Origin of the sequence: Candidatus Riesia pediculicola, assembly GCF_002073915.1 — a bacterium.
Lineage (GTDB): Bacteria > Pseudomonadota > Gammaproteobacteria > Enterobacterales > Enterobacteriaceae > Riesia > Riesia pediculicola.
The window spans coordinates 37-17,956 of sequence record NZ_CP012841.1 but is presented as its reverse complement, the minus strand read 5'-3'; the positions used below and the strand labels follow the sequence as shown (position 1 = coordinate 17,956).

The window sequence follows — 17,920 nt, the reverse complement described above, 5'->3', positions numbered from 1 at the left end:
AAAAAATGAAAAAGAAATCAGATTATTTATTCTTTTTTTTCAATTTCTTTCCACTCATTTACTGAATATGTATAGATTGAAAGTGCATGAATAGATCCATCTTTGATATATTTTGTTAACACTTCATATACTCTCCTTTGTCTCTGTACGGAATTCATTTTCTTAAAAATATCATCTACTATGAAAATTTTGAAATAACTCTGATTTCCTGTTACAAAAACCATTTGGGGTTTCAATGCATCGTTCAGTATTTCCTGAATTTTTTTTACATCCATAACAATAAAATTGAGAATAAAGAAAATAATGTAAATCAAAAGGTATTAAAGGTATTGAATTCTTATTTAAACGATGTGAATAAATTCTAACCAAATTCGTTATATACGAAACATATCTGAAGAATGATTAAATCATTCCAAATCAAGATTAACTAGATATATGTAAAATGTACCATTTTCTCATAAAATATACTGCATATTGATGAAATAATCAAATTATTTCAGAAAATTGAACAAAATATAAATCGAGTTTCAATTTTATAATTCGATAGAGAATTGATATTCATTTAAGAATGTATGAACTGTATTATATGTATGTTTTTTATGTTCTAAAAAATGTAACTTATTTTATTTCAACTAACTGAATATTACTTAGAAAAAAATCGATATAAATCATTTTTTCTAAATTTTTTAAAATTTTTCAAAAAAATTTTTGTGTCAAAATTATACTTTTGTATATTAACTTTTCAAAAATGATATACATAACTTTTTAAAAATATTCGAACATAACTTGTAATGTATAAGGTAGTTGCTTAAAATTTCTGACAGTAAAGAATATTTTTATCAATTTTTTTTAGATATAAAAATGTAAAATATATAATTTAAAAATTAAATTTTTAAAGAAAACTTTTCAAAAAAATTTTGAATTTAGAAAATTCAATCAATGAAATCATTCGATAAAATCATACAGATCTAAAGATAATAATATTTCTTTAGAGTCATAGATAATATTTTTAGAAATGCTTGACTAGACATGTACAATTTATTGAAAAATTTTAAAATGTTTAAAAAAGTAAGTAAAACCAAACTACTTATCTGTGATTGTGACGGAGTAATGACTAACGGGCTAATTTATATCGGAAATAGCGGGGAAGAAATCAAAACTTTTAATGTTCAGGATGGGTATGGAATTCGATGTATAAAAAAAATAGGTATAGAAGTTGCAATTATTAGCGGAGGTGTTTCTAAAACTTTAGAAAACCGTTCTCGTTTTCTTGGAATTAGGCATCTTTATCAAGGTTGTTATGAAAAAGAAGAAGCATATTTTGATTTATTGAATAAATTACAAATCGTATCCGAAGAAGTGACCTACATTGGAGATGATATTATAGATCTTCCTGTGATGTCAAAAGTAGGATTTTCTGTGGCAGTTCCGAACTCTCATCCCAAAGTACTGCAGAAATCAGATTATATTACTGAAAAATTTGGAGGAAATGGAGCAGTTAGAGAAGTCTGCGATATTATTCTTTTTTCTAAAAAATTATTTTTTGAAAAAAATAAGACAATTTCTCTGGATACGATTGAAAAAAGTTAAATATATGAAAATTCGTTCAACAGCATTTCAATAACGTCCATGTCTTTTTGAGAAATTATTTTTTTTGAGACGTAAATAAAAGAATTTATAGCTGAAGTCTATTTTAGTTCTAAAAGGTTAAAAATCGATTTTGATTTAAAAACGGATGTTTTGTATTCAAAATGGATTTTTAAAAATTAAAAATGTATTTTCTTTATATATCAATTAAATACGTCTCTCAATTCATTTCTGAAATAGACAGAAAATCTTATAGAAATCAGTATGCAAAATTAGGATTCTAAGCGAAAACTTTTTAGGAAAATAAAAGTTCTTTCAATCAAATACATAGTAGAAAATAAAAAAATAAGTTTACAGAACCAAATTAGGATCTTTTTGATCATTTTGTTTTTTCTGTTTCTAAAAAATCCATTTGGAATAGTAAAAATTAGACTATTATAAAAAAAAAATGAGATCCGATAGTAGTTCCTTGAACTAAATCGCTTAATAATCCAAGAAGAAAATTTCTCCATATAAAAGAATTGAGATCGATCTTAAGATCGTTCCATTCGAGAAAGATAGATAACGCGATTAGGTAGGCTTAAAATAAAGAAAAAATCTGTGATTTTCAATTAAATAAGTTTCAAAAAACAATGAAATTAAAAATAAAATTAAATATTTTTTTTTAAAAAAAAAGTTCATCTGACTTTTTCAATCTCCGTTTCAGGATTAAAATCTATTTAATGACAATAAAATCTATTTTTTTTAAATTAATTATAGGTTTTGCAAAGTATTCTACTTTAGAAAGAAATTGATTATATTTAAAAAATGAAGTAATGGCCACTGGATAGCCTTTTGGAAATTTTCCTCCTAATCCAGAGGTTACCAGAATATCTCCTGGACGAAAATCTTCGTAATTTTCCGAAAAATAGTCTAGCTTTAAATCGTTATTGTATCCATTTCCAAGAACTACCATACGTATTCCGTTTCTTTCGCAAATAACTGGTATAGCGTTTGAAAAATCATAAATTGACGAAGCTCTACTAAACCACTTTCCAACGGAGACAACTTGTCCTACCACTCCGTTTTCTTCCAAGACTATCTGACCAATTTTGATACCATCGTTTTCTCCCTTATCAAAGACGATTTGATTAATTTGAGGAGTTCTAATGTTCAATATGACTTTAGCAACTGTTGTCTGATATCTATTTGAAAGACTAGATATACGTAGTAAACCTCTTAATTTATCATTTTCTTTTCTAAGAAATCGAGAAGATAAAATTTCCACTTGACTTAATAAGAACTTTTTTTTTAAAGTTCTATTTTCATGGATTAAATTCTTTTTTTCAATTATCAAATCATATGTTGATTTAAAAAACATCTTGGTATTTTTAACTGTATTATAGAAAGGACTGATTACATCATCAAATAATCCCCTTATTTCCTGAAAAAATTCGTTAGAAAATTTTTTTGAATAAATATCCTGAACATAAACAAGAAGAATAGAAAACAATGCTATAAAAAGGGGAAACAAAAAAGAATTGCGTTTCTGAAAATATCTCTTTCTCATATAATTTTACAAAATTTCTAAAAGATTTTTTATATTTTTATCGAAAATAAACTATTCGTCACTCAAAAAGTCTCCCAAATAATTATCTATCATCTCCAAAGCTTTCCCACCGCCCCTTGCGACACAAGTCAATGGATCTTCTGCAATAATTGCTGGAATTCCTGTCTCTTCCGTTAATAATTTATCTAAGTTTTTCAGAAGTGCTCCTCCTCCAGTCAAAACCATACCCTTTTCTGATATATCAGAAGCTAGTTCCGGAGGTGCTTTTTCCAAAGCTAACATAACCGCACTTACAATTCCACTCAATGGTTCTTGAAACGCTTCTAATATTTCATGGGATGTTAATAAAAAGCTTCTTGGAACACCCTCCGCTAAATTTCTCCCTCTTACCTCAATTTCTTGAGAAGGTTCTGATTGATAAGCAGAACCAATAGAATGTTTAATGCGCTCTGCTGTAGCTTCTCCAATTAAAGATCCATAATTTCTTCTTACATAATTGATAATGGCTTCATCAAGTTTATCTCCTCCAATTCTAACAGAAGAAGAATATACCACTCCATTTAATGATATTACAGCTACTTCAGTAGTACCGCCTCCTATGTCAATTACCATAGATCCAGTAGCTTCGGAAACTGGTAATCCAGCTCCAATAGCAGCTGAGATAGGTTCTTCGATTAAAAATACCTCTCTAGCTCCAGCGCTTAAAGCAGATTCTCTGATAGCTCTACGTTCCACTTGAGTTGCTCCAAATGGAACACAGATTAGTACTCTTGGACTTGGTCGAATGAAACTATTACTATGTACTTGATCTATAAAATATTGCAACATCTTTTCTGTAATATAAAAATCTGCAATCACACCATCTTTCATTGGTCTGATAGTAACAATATTTCCAGGAGTTCTTCCTAGCATTTGTTTAGCAGAACGTCCTACAGCTGCTACGCTTTTGTAAGATCCTGATCGATCTTGACGAATAGCAACTACAGATGGTTCATCTAAAACTATTCCTTGTCCTTTAACGTATATTAAAGTGTTTGCTGTTCCTAAATCGATGGATAAATCATTCGAAAAGATTCCTCTAATTTTTTTAAACATATTAAGTTGATTGATATTAATAATATTGTTGAACTAACAAATTAGATAAAAATTATTATTCTCTAATTCAGTATATTTTTAATCAAAATAGAAATAGACAGATGAATTAAAACAGTATATTAATTTATCCTTAAATCAATTACTTTTATTCATTAATTGGACCAAAATAAATTTTTAAAAGATTCATATCTTTCTATGAAGAAAGTTTATTATTAATAAAAATTGAATTATACTGGTAATCTAGTTTTTTTTAAAATTATTGAAATGTTCGATGTTTTTAATTGAAATTTTATCAAAACCTTTCGTTTCTAAAATACTCAATGTCGAAATCCATGCCAATTCTTATAATAGAATCAAGTTTATATTTTAAATGAAGAAATTTTTATAAGAATTTAGAAAAATTAATTGTGTATTTTTATTTTTCGAAGAGAAAAGATAAGAACAAATTCAGATTTTTTTCAACATGAAAAGATATATGAAAGATATCTACTTATCCTCTCTTTCATTTTCTACTTTTACATTGGATAAATCATATGTTTCTTCAGAAAAAATTAAATACTTCAAAGAAAAAAGAGTCGAATCATAATCGTTACAAAGCTAAAATTCTACTCATTAATGGTCCTAATATGAATGTGCTCGAAAGAAGAGAAACTGGTTTGTACCATGGAATTAGCTTAAAAGATATCATCAAAAAAATGAAGGAAAAAGCAGAGAATTTTGGAGTGTCTTTGAGTTTCTTTCAATCTAACGCAGAACATGAAATCATTGATCTCATTCATAATTCTTATAAGAAGGTTGATTTTATTTTGATTAATCCTGGAGCTTTTGCACATACAAGTGTTGCTTTAAGAGATGCCATTTTAGCTTCTAAAGTTCCATTTTACGAAATTCACATTACGAACATATACTCGAGGGAGTATTTTAGAAAAATATCTTATCTTTCTGATATAGCAGAAGGAGTAATCTGTGGTTTTTATGATCAAGGTTATATCTTTGCATTAGAAGCATCTATTAACTTTTTGTCGAGAAACGGTTCGTTAGTTATATAGAAGAATTTGAAAAAACATAATGGATATTCGAAAAATAGAAAAAATCATTGAATTGGTTCAAAAGTTTAGTATTTCCGAAATTGAAATTTCCAAAAATGGAGAACTAATAAAAATCAAAAGAACAAAAGAGTCAATTAAAACTGAAGATCTGAAGATAAAACGATTGAAAGAGATTGAAAAAGAGAAGGAAGAAATTGAAAGAAAAACCCTTCAAAATAGAAAACAAAATAATATTCTAAAAAGAGATCATAAAGAGCACATTATTCGTTCACCGATTGTAGGTACGTTCTATAGATCCCTTCATATTGATTCAGATCCTCTTGTCAGAGTAGGTCAAAAAATTAAGAAAGGAGATATTTTATGCATTATAGAATCAATGAAAATTATGAATCAAATTAAGTCAAATCAATCTGGAACAATTAAGGAGATCTTAACGAAGGATGGTGATGTTGTAGAGTTTGATACACCATTAATGATTTTAAAATTAGATATAGAGAATGTTTAAAAAGATTGTCATAGCAAATAGAGGAGAGATTGCTTTAAGAGTTTTGAGAGCTTGTAAAGAATTAAAAATCAAAACTGTAGCGTTACATTCTGTAATAGATAGGAAATCGAAACATGTTTTATTAGCAGATGAATCCATTTGTATTGGACCTTCGAAAGCTTCGGAAAGTTATTTCAATATTCCTTCAATTATTTCTGCCGCAGAAGTAACAAATGCAGATGCAATCCATCCAGGGTATGGATTTTTATCAGAAAATGCAGACTTTGCAGAAAAAGTTGAAAAATCGGGTTTTGTATTCATAGGTCCTAGTTCGAAGATAATAAAGAAAATTGGAAATAAAATATCCGCGATTGGAATTATGAAAAAAATTGGGATGCCATGTTTATCAGATTTTAGTTATCGACTTGATGAAAATTTTCAGAATAATAAGAAAATTGCTGAGAGGATAGGATATCCTATTGTAATTAAACCCTCCTTAGGAGGAGGGGGATTAGCAATTAATGTTGTTCAAGATGAAAATGAGTTGCAGAAAAAGATTCTTTTAACTAAAAAGGAATCGAAAATATTGTTTCAAAATGATGAAGTATATATGGAAAAATTTTTAAATAATCCACGTCATATCGAAGTTCAAGTAATATCGGATGGAAAAGGAAATGTAATCTGTCTGTCTGAAAGAGATTGTTCAATACAACGTCGCAATCAAAAGATAATTGAAGAAGCACCTGTAAAAAACATTAAAGAAAGTCTGTTAAGAAAAGTTCGAAAACTTTGTGTACAAGTTTGTATTGAATTAAATTATTGTGGAGTCGGTACTTTCGAATTTCTTTATAAGAACGAATCGATGTATTTCATTGAAGTGAATACGAGAATTCAAGTTGAACATACTATCACTGAGATGATCACAAATTTTGATCTAGTGAAAGCTCAGATCAAAATAGCATTTGGTTTACCATTAGATCTCAAGCAAGAGGATATTCATATTTTTGGGCATTCTATAGAATGTAGAATAAATGCAGAAGATAGTATTAATTTCTCTCCAAGTTCTGGAAAGATAACGAAATTACATGTACCTGGGGGATTGGGAATCCGATGGGAATCTCATATTTATACTGGATATCATATTTCACATCATTATGACTCCATGATAGCGAAGCTTATTTCTTATGGAGAATCTAGAGAAATTGCGCTCTTAAGGATGAAAAATGCACTTTCTGAGTTGATCATTGAAGGAGTAAGAACTAACATAAACTTTCACAAAAAAATACTGAATAGTGATTCTTTTAATTATGAAACCTCATCATAATCCTATTTTTAATTCTATTTAAATTGAAATTCAGATAATCAGTCAGATTTTTTCATGGTTCTTTTTTGAAACAACATTTTAAGAAGATTCGATCAAACTCCTAATTTTTTTCATAGCGTTCTTTTCTAATTGTCGAATTCTTTCAGCAGATACTTTGTATTGTTTTGCTAAATCTTGTAAAGTCTCTCTTCCAGATTGGTTTAACCATCTTTTTTTGATGATTTCTTGACTTCTTTTATCCAGCTTAGATAAAGCTTGAGTTAATCTTTTAATTGTATGATTTTCCCAGTTATCTTTCTCTAACGATTCAAAAAATGTAGAACTTTTATCTTCTAAGTACAAAGCTGGAATTAAGAAAAAATCATCTTTCATACGGTTTTCTTCTTCATTGATATCGAATACCATATCTTTAGCAACCATTCTAGATTCCATTTCTCTAACATCTTTTTTAGAAACTCCTAATTTTTTAGCGACCGAATCAATTTCGGTTTGATCGAACCATCCAATTTTCTTTTTATTTCTTCGTAGATTGAAGAAAAGTTTTCTTTGTGCTTTTGTTGTTGCAACTTTCACAATTCTCCAATTTCTTAAGATATATTCGTGAATTTCTGCTTTTATCCAATGAATGGCAAAAGAAACTAATCGCACACTGGCATTCGGATTAAATTTCTGAACTGCTTTCATCAAACCGACGTTTCCTTCTTGAATTAGATCTGCTTGTAACAATCCGTATCCTGAATAATTTTTTGAAATATGAATGACAAATCTTAAATGAGATAGTATGAGTTTTTTTGCTGCACGTAGATCTTGATGATGGTAGAACAGATTAATATATTTTTTTTCCTCCTCCATGGTCAATACTGGATAGCTATAAGCAGTTTTAATGTAAGCAGACAAATTATTACTTATAGCTAAAGAAAATGATTTATTTTTTATCATTTATATCCTCTTTTAACGACATCCATGAAAGATTAAATAATATTCAAAAATTATCCGATCTTTTAATTCGAAGAGACGAACATAACACGTATGATAAAAATTACTTATATGAAAACCGGATCTAAATTTTCTTTTAAATAAAGTTTGATCAATCAGAAATTTCTCGAATACGATATTTAAAAAAATTTATCTTTATAAAAACAGTTTTACTTCATGTTCTTATTTAAACGAGAGCTCTCTTTCGATCTTCTTGAATGGAAATAGATCGTACAATAAAAGATTATCATTTTTCTATCAATTAGTGACGTTTGAATAGGGAGTTAATAAAATGTTCCTGATTAAATTCTTTAATATCATTGATTGATTCTCCGAAACCTATATACTTGATAGGAATTTTAAAAAAATTAATTATAGGAAAAATAATACCACCTCTTGCTGTACCATCTAATTTTGTTAAGAAAATTCCAGTAGGTTGAACCGAATTATAAAAAATTTTTGCTTGATGAATAGAATTTTGACCAATTGTAGAATCTAAAACTAAAATTTTTTCAAAATAGGGTTGATCATAAAGTTTTTTAATTACTCTAGTTATTTTTCTTAGCTCTTCAATAAGGTTAATTTTATTTTCTAGACGTCCAGCAGTATCGATAATAATAAATTGAATTGATTTTTCTTTTTTAAGAAATTTAATAGAATCAAATACGACAGAAGCTGCATCTTTTTTATTTTTTGAAAAAAAGATCGGAATGTTGTATTGATCTGAAAGGATTTTTGTTTGTTCAATTGAAGCAGCTCTAAATGTATCTGCACAAACCACTGCTGTTTTTTTTCCTTTTTTCATATATGTATTAGCTAATTTGAACACAGAAATTGTCTTTCCAACTCCATTGACTCCAAAAAATAAAATTATTTTAAGAGAGTCAACTTTTTTTGAAATATAACAATTTTTTTTAGATAAATTGAGAATATCTTGCATTGTTCTTTTTATAATACTATATATTTTGTCGATTTCATTAAAGTTTTGAGTATTAATTTGTTTTTTAATTTGATCTATAATCAATTTTGTAGTTGATATACCGATATCTAAAGACAAAAGTTGTTCTTCTACTTCATTAAAAAAATCAATATTAATTTCATTATTTTTTTTAAAAAAATTGATAAAGCTGTTTTTTAAATTTTTTTTAACTTGAATAATTTTTTTCTTAAATTGATAAAATAACTTTTCTTTCATATTTAATTTTTTTAAAAGTAGAATTTTTTCACTACGATAGCATTTATTTTTAATATATTTGAATATTCATTATTATAATAGATTGTACGATAATTTTTAATTTAAAGTTTTTTAAATAATTGTTATTAATTTTTTTAAATTGGGAAAAATCCAAATTATATCTGGAAAATGGAAAGGAAGAAACATTTCCGTAATTTTCAAAAAAGAACTTCGTCCAACTTTAAGTAGAGCTAGAAAAACTCTATTTGATTGGATTAGACCTTACATTAACGAATCTAACTGTCTTGACTGTTTTTCTGGAAGTGGATCCTTATCTATCGAGGCTGTTTCTCAAAATGCTTCTTTTGTGATCTCAGTGGAGATAGATAAGAGCATATTCAATCAACTTGTAAAAAACGTTAATTTATTTTATACAAGGAAAATAAAGATGTTTAATACAAATATTTTAAATTTTTTAAACAGAAAAGGAAACCCATTTGATATTGTTTTTTTAGATCCTCCATTTGGAAATAATTTGCTTTCTAAAACTATAGTTCTTTTGGAGAAAAATTGTTGGATAAAAAAAGGTAGTTTAATATATCTTGAAACGGAAAGAAGAAACAACTTTCCAAATATTCCGAAAAGTTGGAAAATATATAAGAAAAAAGTTGGTAAGAATGTGTTATACTCCCTATTCAAACGTCACTAATTGATAGAAAAATGATAATCTTTTATTGTACGATCTATTTCCATTCAAGAAGATCGAAAGAGAGCTCTCGTTTAAATAAGAACATGAAGTAAAACTGTTTTTATAAAGATAAATTTTTTTAAATATCGTATTCGAGAAATTTCTGATTGATCAAACTTTATTTAAAAGAAAATTTAGATCCGGTTTTCATATAAGTAATTTTTATCATACGTGTTATGTTCGTCTCTTCGAATTAAAAGATCGGATAATTTTTGAATATTATTTAATCTTTCATGGATGTCGTTAAAAGAGGATATAAATGATAAAAAATAAATCATTTTCTTTAGCTATAAGTAATAATTTGTCTGCTTACATTAAAACTGCTTATAGCTATCCAGTATTGACCATGGAGGAGGAAAAAAAATATATTAATCTGTTCTACCATCATCAAGATCTACGTGCAGCAAAAAAACTCATACTATCTCATTTAAGATTTGTCATTCATATTTCAAAAAATTATTCAGGATACGGATTGTTACAAGCAGATCTAATTCAAGAAGGAAACGTCGGTTTGATGAAAGCAGTTCAGAAATTTAATCCGAATGCCAGTGTGCGATTAGTTTCTTTTGCCATTCATTGGATAAAAGCAGAAATTCACGAATATATCTTAAGAAATTGGAGAATTGTGAAAGTTGCAACAACAAAAGCACAAAGAAAACTTTTCTTCAATCTACGAAGAAATAAAAAGAAAATTGGATGGTTCGATCAAACCGAAATTGATTCGGTCGCTAAAAAATTAGGAGTTTCTAAAAAAGATGTTAGAGAAATGGAATCTAGAATGGTTGCTAAAGATATGGTATTCGATATCAATGAAGAAGAAAACCGTATGAAAGATGATTTTTTCTTAATTCCAGCTTTGTACTTAGAAGATAAAAGTTCTACATTTTTTGAATCGTTAGAGAAAGATAACTGGGAAAATCATACAATTAAAAGATTAACTCAAGCTTTATCTAAGCTGGATAAAAGAAGTCAAGAAATCATCAAAAAAAGATGGTTAAACCAATCTGGAAGAGAGACTTTACAAGATTTAGCAAAACAATACAAAGTATCTGCTGAAAGAATTCGACAATTAGAAAAGAACGCTATGAAAAAAATTAGGAGTTTGATCGAATCTTCTTAAAATGTTGTTTCAAAAAAGAACCATGAAAAAATCTGACTGATTATCTGAATTTCAATTTAAATAGAATTAAAAATAGGATTATGATGAGGTTTCATAATTAAAAGAATCACTATTCAGTATTTTTTTGTGAAAGTTTATGTTAGTTCTTACTCCTTCAATGATCAACTCAGAAAGTGCATTTTTCATCCTTAAGAGCGCAATTTCTCTAGATTCTCCATAAGAAATAAGCTTCGCTATCATGGAGTCATAATGATGTGAAATATGATATCCAGTATAAATATGAGATTCCCATCGGATTCCCAATCCCCCAGGTACATGTAATTTCGTTATCTTTCCAGAACTTGGAGAGAAATTAATACTATCTTCTGCATTTATTCTACATTCTATAGAATGCCCAAAAATATGAATATCCTCTTGCTTGAGATCTAATGGTAAACCAAATGCTATTTTGATCTGAGCTTTCACTAGATCAAAATTTGTGATCATCTCAGTGATAGTATGTTCAACTTGAATTCTCGTATTCACTTCAATGAAATACATCGATTCGTTCTTATAAAGAAATTCGAAAGTACCGACTCCACAATAATTTAATTCAATACAAACTTGTACACAAAGTTTTCGAACTTTTCTTAACAGACTTTCTTTAATGTTTTTTACAGGTGCTTCTTCAATTATCTTTTGATTGCGACGTTGTATTGAACAATCTCTTTCAGACAGACAGATTACATTTCCTTTTCCATCCGATATTACTTGAACTTCGATATGACGTGGATTATTTAAAAATTTTTCCATATATACTTCATCATTTTGAAACAATATTTTCGATTCCTTTTTAGTTAAAAGAATCTTTTTCTGCAACTCATTTTCATCTTGAACAACATTAATTGCTAATCCCCCTCCTCCTAAGGAGGGTTTAATTACAATAGGATATCCTATCCTCTCAGCAATTTTCTTATTATTCTGAAAATTTTCATCAAGTCGATAACTAAAATCTGATAAACATGGCATCCCAATTTTTTTCATAATTCCAATCGCGGATATTTTATTTCCAATTTTCTTTATTATCTTCGAACTAGGACCTATGAATACAAAACCCGATTTTTCAACTTTTTCTGCAAAGTCTGCATTTTCTGATAAAAATCCATACCCTGGATGGATTGCATCTGCATTTGTTACTTCTGCGGCAGAAATAATTGAAGGAATATTGAAATAACTTTCCGAAGCTTTCGAAGGTCCAATACAAATGGATTCATCTGCTAATAAAACATGTTTCGATTTCCTATCTATTACAGAATGTAACGCTACAGTTTTGATTTTTAATTCTTTACAAGCTCTCAAAACTCTTAAAGCAATCTCTCCTCTATTTGCTATGACAATCTTTTTAAACATTCTCTATATCTAATTTTAAAATCATTAATGGTGTATCAAACTCTACAACATCACCATCCTTCGTTAAGATCTCCTTAATTGTTCCAGATTGATTTGACTTAATTTGATTCATAATTTTCATTGATTCTATAATGCATAAAATATCTCCTTTCTTAATTTTTTGACCTACTCTGACAAGAGGATCTGAATCAATATGAAGGGATCTATAGAACGTACCTACAATCGGTGAACGAATAATGTGCTCTTTATGATCTCTTTTTAGAATATTATTTTGTTTTCTATTTTGAAGGGTTTTTCTTTCAATTTCTTCCTTCTCTTTTTCAATCTCTTTCAATCGTTTTATCTTCAGATCTTCAGTTTTAATTGACTCTTTTGTTCTTTTGATTTTTATTAGTTCTCCATTTTTGGAAATTTCAATTTCGGAAATACTAAACTTTTGAACCAATTCAATGATTTTTTCTATTTTTCGAATATCCATTATGTTTTTTCAAATTCTTCTATATAACTAACGAACCGTTTCTCGACAAAAAGTTAATAGATGCTTCTAATGCAAAGATATAACCTTGATCATAAAAACCACAGATTACTCCTTCTGCTATATCAGAAAGATAAGATATTTTTCTAAAATACTCCCTCGAGTATATGTTCGTAATGTGAATTTCGTAAAATGGAACTTTAGAAGCTAAAATGGCATCTCTTAAAGCAACACTTGTATGTGCAAAAGCTCCAGGATTAATCAAAATAAAATCAACCTTCTTATAAGAATTATGAATGAGATCAATGATTTCATGTTCTGCGTTAGATTGAAAGAAACTCAAAGACACTCCAAAATTCTCTGCTTTTTCCTTCATTTTTTTGATGATATCTTTTAAGCTAATTCCATGGTACAAACCAGTTTCTCTTCTTTCGAGCACATTCATATTAGGACCATTAATGAGTAGAATTTTAGCTTTGTAACGATTATGATTCGACTCTTTTTTCTTTGAAGTATTTAATTTTTTCTGAAGAAACATATGATTTATCCAATGTAAAAGTAGAAAATGAAAGAGAGGATAAGTAGATATCTTTCATATATCTTTTCATGTTGAAAAAAATCTGAATTTGTTCTTATCTTTTCTCTTCGAAAAATAAAAATACACAATTAATTTTTCTAAATTCTTATAAAAATTTCTTCATTTAAAATATAAACTTGATTCTATTATAAGAATTGGCATGGATTTCGACATTGAGTATTTTAGAAACGAAAGGTTTTGATAAAATTTCAATTAAAAACATCGAACATTTCAATAATTTTAAAAAAAACTAGATTACCAGTATAATTCAATTTTTATTAATAATAAACTTTCTTCATAGAAAGATATGAATCTTTTAAAAATTTATTTTGGTCCAATTAATGAATAAAAGTAATTGATTTAAGGATAAATTAATATACTGTTTTAATTCATCTGTCTATTTCTATTTTGATTAAAAATATACTGAATTAGAGAATAATAATTTTTATCTAATTTGTTAGTTCAACAATATTATTAATATCAATCAACTTAATATGTTTAAAAAATTAGAGGAATCTTTTCGAATGATTTATCCATCGATTTAGGAACAGCAAACACTTTAATATACGTTAAAGGACAAGGAATAGTTTTAGATGAACCATCTGTAGTTGCTATTCGTCAAGATCGATCAGGATCTTACAAAAGCGTAGCAGCTGTAGGACGTTCTGCTAAACAAATGCTAGGAAGAACTCCTGGAAATATTGTTACTATCAGACCAATGAAAGATGGTGTGATTGCAGATTTTTATATTACAGAAAAGATGTTGCAATATTTTATAGATCAAGTACATAGTAATAGTTTCATTCGACCAAGTCCAAGAGTACTAATCTGTGTTCCATTTGGAGCAACTCAAGTGGAACGTAGAGCTATCAGAGAATCTGCTTTAAGCGCTGGAGCTAGAGAGGTATTTTTAATCGAAGAACCTATCTCAGCTGCTATTGGAGCTGGATTACCAGTTTCCGAAGCTACTGGATCTATGGTAATTGACATAGGAGGCGGTACTACTGAAGTAGCTGTAATATCATTAAATGGAGTGGTATATTCTTCTTCTGTTAGAATTGGAGGAGATAAACTTGATGAAGCCATTATCAATTATGTAAGAAGAAATTATGGATCTTTAATTGGAGAAGCTACAGCAGAGCGCATTAAACATTCTATTGGTTCTGCTTATCAATCAGAACCTTCTCAAGAAATTGAGGTAAGAGGGAGAAATTTAGCGGAGGGTGTTCCAAGAAGCTTTTTATTAACATCCCATGAAATATTAGAAGCGTTTCAAGAACCATTGAGTGGAATTGTAAGTGCGGTTATGTTAGCTTTGGAAAAAGCACCTCCGGAACTAGCTTCTGATATATCAGAAAAGGGTATGGTTTTGACTGGAGGAGGAGCACTTCTGAAAAACTTAGATAAATTATTAACGGAAGAGACAGGAATTCCAGCAATTATTGCAGAAGATCCATTGACTTGTGTCGCAAGGGGCGGTGGGAAAGCTTTGGAGATGATAGATAATTATTTGGGAGACTTTTTGAGTGACGAATAGTTTATTTTCGATAAAAATATAAAAAATCTTTTAGAAATTTTGTAAAATTATATGAGAAAGAGATATTTTCAGAAACGCAATTCTTTTTTGTTTCCCCTTTTTATAGCATTGTTTTCTATTCTTCTTGTTTATGTTCAGGATATTTATTCAAAAAAATTTTCTAACGAATTTTTTCAGGAAATAAGGGGATTATTTGATGATGTAATCAGTCCTTTCTATAATACAGTTAAAAATACCAAGATGTTTTTTAAATCAACATATGATTTGATAATTGAAAAAAAGAATTTAATCCATGAAAATAGAACTTTAAAAAAAAAGTTCTTATTAAGTCAAGTGGAAATTTTATCTTCTCGATTTCTTAGAAAAGAAAATGATAAATTAAGAGGTTTACTACGTATATCTAGTCTTTCAAATAGATATCAGACAACAGTTGCTAAAGTCATATTGAACATTAGAACTCCTCAAATTAATCAAATCGTCTTTGATAAGGGAGAAAACGATGGTATCAAAATTGGTCAGATAGTCTTGGAAGAAAACGGAGTGGTAGGACAAGTTGTCTCCGTTGGAAAGTGGTTTAGTAGAGCTTCGTCAATTTATGATTTTTCAAACGCTATACCAGTTATTTGCGAAAGAAACGGAATACGTATGGTAGTTCTTGGAAATGGATACAATAACGATTTAAAGCTAGACTATTTTTCGGAAAATTATGAAGATTTTCGTCCAGGAGATATTCTGGTAACCTCTGGATTAGGAGGAAAATTTCCAAAAGGCTATCCAGTGGCCATTACTTCATTTTTTAAATATAATCAATTTCTTTCTAAAGTAGAATACTTTGCAAAACCTATAATTAATTTAAAAAAAATAGATTTTATTGTCATTAAATAGATTTTAATCCTGAAACGGAGATTGAAAAAGTCAGATGAACTTTTTTTTTAAAAAAAAATATTTAATTTTATTTTTAATTTCATTGTTTTTTGAAACTTATTTAATTGAAAATCACAGATTTTTTCTTTATTTTAAGCCTACCTAATCGCGTTATCTATCTTTCTCGAATGGAACGATCTTAAGATCGATCTCAATTCTTTTATATGGAGAAATTTTCTTCTTGGATTATTAAGCGATTTAGTTCAAGGAACTACTATCGGATCTCATTTTTTTTTTATAATAGTCTAATTTTTACTATTCCAAATGGATTTTTTAGAAACAGAAAAAACAAAATGATCAAAAAGATCCTAATTTGGTTCTGTAAACTTATTTTTTTATTTTCTACTATGTATTTGATTGAAAGAACTTTTATTTTCCTAAAAAGTTTTCGCTTAGAATCCTAATTTTGCATACTGATTTCTATAAGATTTTCTGTCTATTTCAGAAATGAATTGAGAGACGTATTTAATTGATATATAAAGAAAATACATTTTTAATTTTTAAAAATCCATTTTGAATACAAAACATCCGTTTTTAAATCAAAATCGATTTTTAACCTTTTAGAACTAAAATAGACTTCAGCTATAAATTCTTTTATTTACGTCTCAAAAAAAATAATTTCTCAAAAAGACATGGACGTTATTGAAATGCTGTTGAACGAATTTTCATATATTTAACTTTTTTCAATCGTATCCAGAGAAATTGTCTTATTTTTTTCAAAAAATAATTTTTTAGAAAAAAGAATAATATCGCAGACTTCTCTAACTGCTCCATTTCCTCCAAATTTTTCAGTAATATAATCTGATTTCTGCAGTACTTTGGGATGAGAGTTCGGAACTGCCACAGAAAATCCTACTTTTGACATCACAGGAAGATCTATAATATCATCTCCAATGTAGGTCACTTCTTCGGATACGATTTGTAATTTATTCAATAAATCAAAATATGCTTCTTCTTTTTCATAACAACCTTGATAAAGATGCCTAATTCCAAGAAAACGAGAACGGTTTTCTAAAGTTTTAGAAACACCTCCGCTAATAATTGCAACTTCTATACCTATTTTTTTTATACATCGAATTCCATACCCATCCTGAACATTAAAAGTTTTGATTTCTTCCCCGCTATTTCCGATATAAATTAGCCCGTTAGTCATTACTCCGTCACAATCACAGATAAGTAGTTTGGTTTTACTTACTTTTTTAACATTTAAAATTTTCAATAAATTGTACATGTCTAGTCAAGCATTTCTAAAAATATTATCTATGACTCTAAAGAAATATTATTATCTTTAGATCTGTATGATTTTATCGAATGATTTCATTGATTGAATTTTCTAAATTCAAAATTTTTTTGAAAAGTTTTCTTTAAAAATTTAATTTTTAAATTATATATTTTACATTTTTATATCTAAAAAAAATTGATAAAAATATTCTTTACTGTCAGAAATTTTAAGCAACTACCTTATACATTACAAGTTATGTTCGAATATTTTTAAAAAGTTATGTATATCATTTTTGAAAAGTTAATATACAAAAGTATAATTTTGACACAAAAATTTTTTTGAAAAATTTTAAAAAATTTAGAAAAAATGATTTATATCGATTTTTTTCTAAGTAATATTCAGTTAGTTGAAATAAAATAAGTTACATTTTTTAGAACATAAAAAACATACATATAATACAGTTCATACATTCTTAAATGAATATCAATTCTCTATCGAATTATAAAATTGAAACTCGATTTATATTTTGTTCAATTTTCTGAAATAATTTGATTATTTCATCAATATGCAGTATATTTTATGAGAAAATGGTACATTTTACATATATCTAGTTAATCTTGATTTGGAATGATTTAATCATTCTTCAGATATGTTTCGTATATAACGAATTTGGTTAGAATTTATTCACATC

17 protein-coding genes are annotated in these 17,920 nt (G+C 27.7%); 8 read left to right on the top strand and 9 right to left on the bottom strand.

What is annotated here, in order from left to right; all coding sequences use genetic code 11:
* Nucleotides 1–26 precede the first annotated feature (26 nt).
* A complete protein-coding gene (locus AOE55_RS00155) occupies nucleotides 27–275 on the bottom strand; it encodes a BolA family protein (RefSeq protein WP_013087653.1) in 249 nt (82 codons plus the stop codon).
* Between the two features lie 754 nt (nucleotides 276–1,029).
* Here AOE55_RS00155 and kdsC (AOE55_RS00150) point away from each other — a divergent pair.
* On the top strand, nucleotides 1,030–1,590 hold the full coding sequence (gene kdsC, locus AOE55_RS00150; protein WP_041855160.1) for a 3-deoxy-manno-octulosonate-8-phosphatase KdsC: 561 nt from the start codon (nucleotides 1,030–1,032) through the stop codon (nucleotides 1,588–1,590).
* Nucleotides 1,591–2,302: 712 nt separating this feature from the next.
* On the opposite strand, the gene mreC (AOE55_RS00140) is transcribed toward kdsC (AOE55_RS00150), so the two are convergent.
* Both mreC (AOE55_RS00140) and AOE55_RS00135 read right to left on the bottom strand, forming a co-directional pair.
* Entirely contained in the window at nucleotides 2,303–3,136 is an 834-nt protein-coding gene (gene mreC / locus AOE55_RS00140) for a rod shape-determining protein MreC (protein ID WP_013087691.1), read from the bottom strand.
* Nucleotides 3,137–3,187: 51 nt separating this feature from the next.
* Nucleotides 3,188–4,231: a rod shape-determining protein gene (locus tag AOE55_RS00135; RefSeq protein ID WP_013087480.1), complete on the bottom strand. Its 1,044-nt coding sequence runs from the start codon at nucleotides 4,229–4,231 to the stop codon at nucleotides 3,188–3,190.
* A 533-nt stretch (nucleotides 4,232–4,764) separates the two neighbouring features.
* On the opposite strand from AOE55_RS00135, the gene aroQ (AOE55_RS00130) reads away from it, so the two are divergent.
* The 3 genes from aroQ (AOE55_RS00130) to accC (AOE55_RS00120) are packed head-to-tail and all read left to right on the top strand — an operon-like array spanning nucleotide 4,765 to nucleotide 7,088.
* Entirely contained in the window at nucleotides 4,765–5,280 is a 516-nt protein-coding gene (gene aroQ, locus AOE55_RS00130; RefSeq protein ID WP_013087596.1) for a type II 3-dehydroquinate dehydratase, read from the top strand.
* A 19-nt stretch (nucleotides 5,281–5,299) separates the two neighbouring features.
* Complete coding sequence (gene accB / locus AOE55_RS00125) at nucleotides 5,300–5,785, top strand: acetyl-CoA carboxylase biotin carboxyl carrier protein (protein WP_013087414.1); 486 nt, start codon at nucleotides 5,300–5,302, stop codon at nucleotides 5,783–5,785.
* The gene (gene accC / locus AOE55_RS00120) at nucleotides 5,778–7,088 is read left to right on the top strand and encodes an acetyl-CoA carboxylase biotin carboxylase subunit (protein WP_013087547.1); all 1,311 of its coding nucleotides are present in this window, start codon (nucleotides 5,778–5,780) and stop codon (nucleotides 7,086–7,088) included. The genes accB (AOE55_RS00125) and accC (AOE55_RS00120) overlap by 8 nt, the downstream gene beginning before the upstream one ends.
* A 78-nt stretch (nucleotides 7,089–7,166) precedes the next feature.
* On the opposite strand, the gene rpoH (AOE55_RS00115) is transcribed toward accC (AOE55_RS00120), so the two are convergent.
* Nucleotides 7,167–8,027, bottom strand: a complete 861-nt coding sequence (rpoH, locus tag AOE55_RS00115; RefSeq protein WP_013087618.1) for an RNA polymerase sigma factor RpoH — start codon at nucleotides 8,025–8,027, stop codon at nucleotides 7,167–7,169.
* Nucleotides 8,028–8,325: 298 nt separating this feature from the next.
* Complete coding sequence (ftsY, locus tag AOE55_RS00110; protein WP_013087681.1) at nucleotides 8,326–9,258, bottom strand: signal recognition particle-docking protein FtsY; 933 nt, start codon at nucleotides 9,256–9,258, stop codon at nucleotides 8,326–8,328.
* Between the two features lie 139 nt (nucleotides 9,259–9,397).
* Here ftsY and rsmD point away from each other — a divergent pair, with 139 nt between their 5' ends.
* Both rsmD and rpoH (AOE55_RS00100) read left to right on the top strand, forming a co-directional pair.
* On the top strand, nucleotides 9,398–9,946 hold the full coding sequence (rsmD, locus tag AOE55_RS00105) for a 16S rRNA (guanine(966)-N(2))-methyltransferase RsmD (RefSeq protein ID WP_013087759.1): 549 nt from the start codon (nucleotides 9,398–9,400) through the stop codon (nucleotides 9,944–9,946).
* Nucleotides 9,947–10,244: 298 nt separating this feature from the next.
* Nucleotides 10,245–11,105, top strand: a complete 861-nt coding sequence (gene rpoH, locus AOE55_RS00100) for an RNA polymerase sigma factor RpoH (protein ID WP_013087618.1) — start codon at nucleotides 10,245–10,247, stop codon at nucleotides 11,103–11,105.
* Between the two features lie 78 nt (nucleotides 11,106–11,183).
* Here the strand turns inward: rpoH (AOE55_RS00100) and accC (AOE55_RS00095) are convergent, their stop codons facing one another.
* From accC (AOE55_RS00095) to aroQ (AOE55_RS00085), 3 genes are read right to left on the bottom strand one after another with little or no spacing between them, the layout of a single operon-like run.
* On the bottom strand, nucleotides 11,184–12,494 hold the full coding sequence (gene accC, locus AOE55_RS00095) for an acetyl-CoA carboxylase biotin carboxylase subunit (protein WP_013087547.1): 1,311 nt from the start codon (nucleotides 12,492–12,494) through the stop codon (nucleotides 11,184–11,186).
* On the bottom strand, nucleotides 12,487–12,972 hold the full coding sequence (gene accB, locus AOE55_RS00090) for an acetyl-CoA carboxylase biotin carboxyl carrier protein (protein WP_013087414.1): 486 nt from the start codon (nucleotides 12,970–12,972) through the stop codon (nucleotides 12,487–12,489). Before accB (AOE55_RS00090) ends, accC (AOE55_RS00095) begins: the two co-directional genes overlap by 8 nt.
* Before the next feature lie 19 nt (nucleotides 12,973–12,991).
* Nucleotides 12,992–13,507: a type II 3-dehydroquinate dehydratase gene (gene aroQ, locus AOE55_RS00085; protein ID WP_013087596.1), complete on the bottom strand. Its 516-nt coding sequence runs from the start codon at nucleotides 13,505–13,507 to the stop codon at nucleotides 12,992–12,994.
* 544 nt (nucleotides 13,508–14,051) lie between these two features.
* Between aroQ (AOE55_RS00085) and AOE55_RS00080 the strand changes: the two genes are divergently transcribed.
* Both AOE55_RS00080 and mreC (AOE55_RS00075) read left to right on the top strand, forming a co-directional pair.
* Nucleotides 14,052–15,083 (top strand): rod shape-determining protein, encoded by a 1,032-nt coding sequence (locus AOE55_RS00080; RefSeq protein ID WP_155760501.1) that lies wholly within the window; start codon nucleotides 14,052–14,054, stop codon nucleotides 15,081–15,083.
* Nucleotides 15,084–15,134: 51 nt separating this feature from the next.
* Nucleotides 15,135–15,968: a rod shape-determining protein MreC gene (gene mreC / locus AOE55_RS00075; protein WP_013087691.1), complete on the top strand. Its 834-nt coding sequence runs from the start codon at nucleotides 15,135–15,137 to the stop codon at nucleotides 15,966–15,968.
* Between the two features lie 712 nt (nucleotides 15,969–16,680).
* Here the strand turns inward: mreC (AOE55_RS00075) and kdsC (AOE55_RS00065) are convergent.
* A complete protein-coding gene (gene kdsC / locus AOE55_RS00065) occupies nucleotides 16,681–17,238 on the bottom strand; it encodes a 3-deoxy-manno-octulosonate-8-phosphatase KdsC (protein ID WP_013087771.1) in 558 nt (185 codons plus the stop codon).
* Nucleotides 17,239–17,920 lie beyond the last annotated feature (682 nt).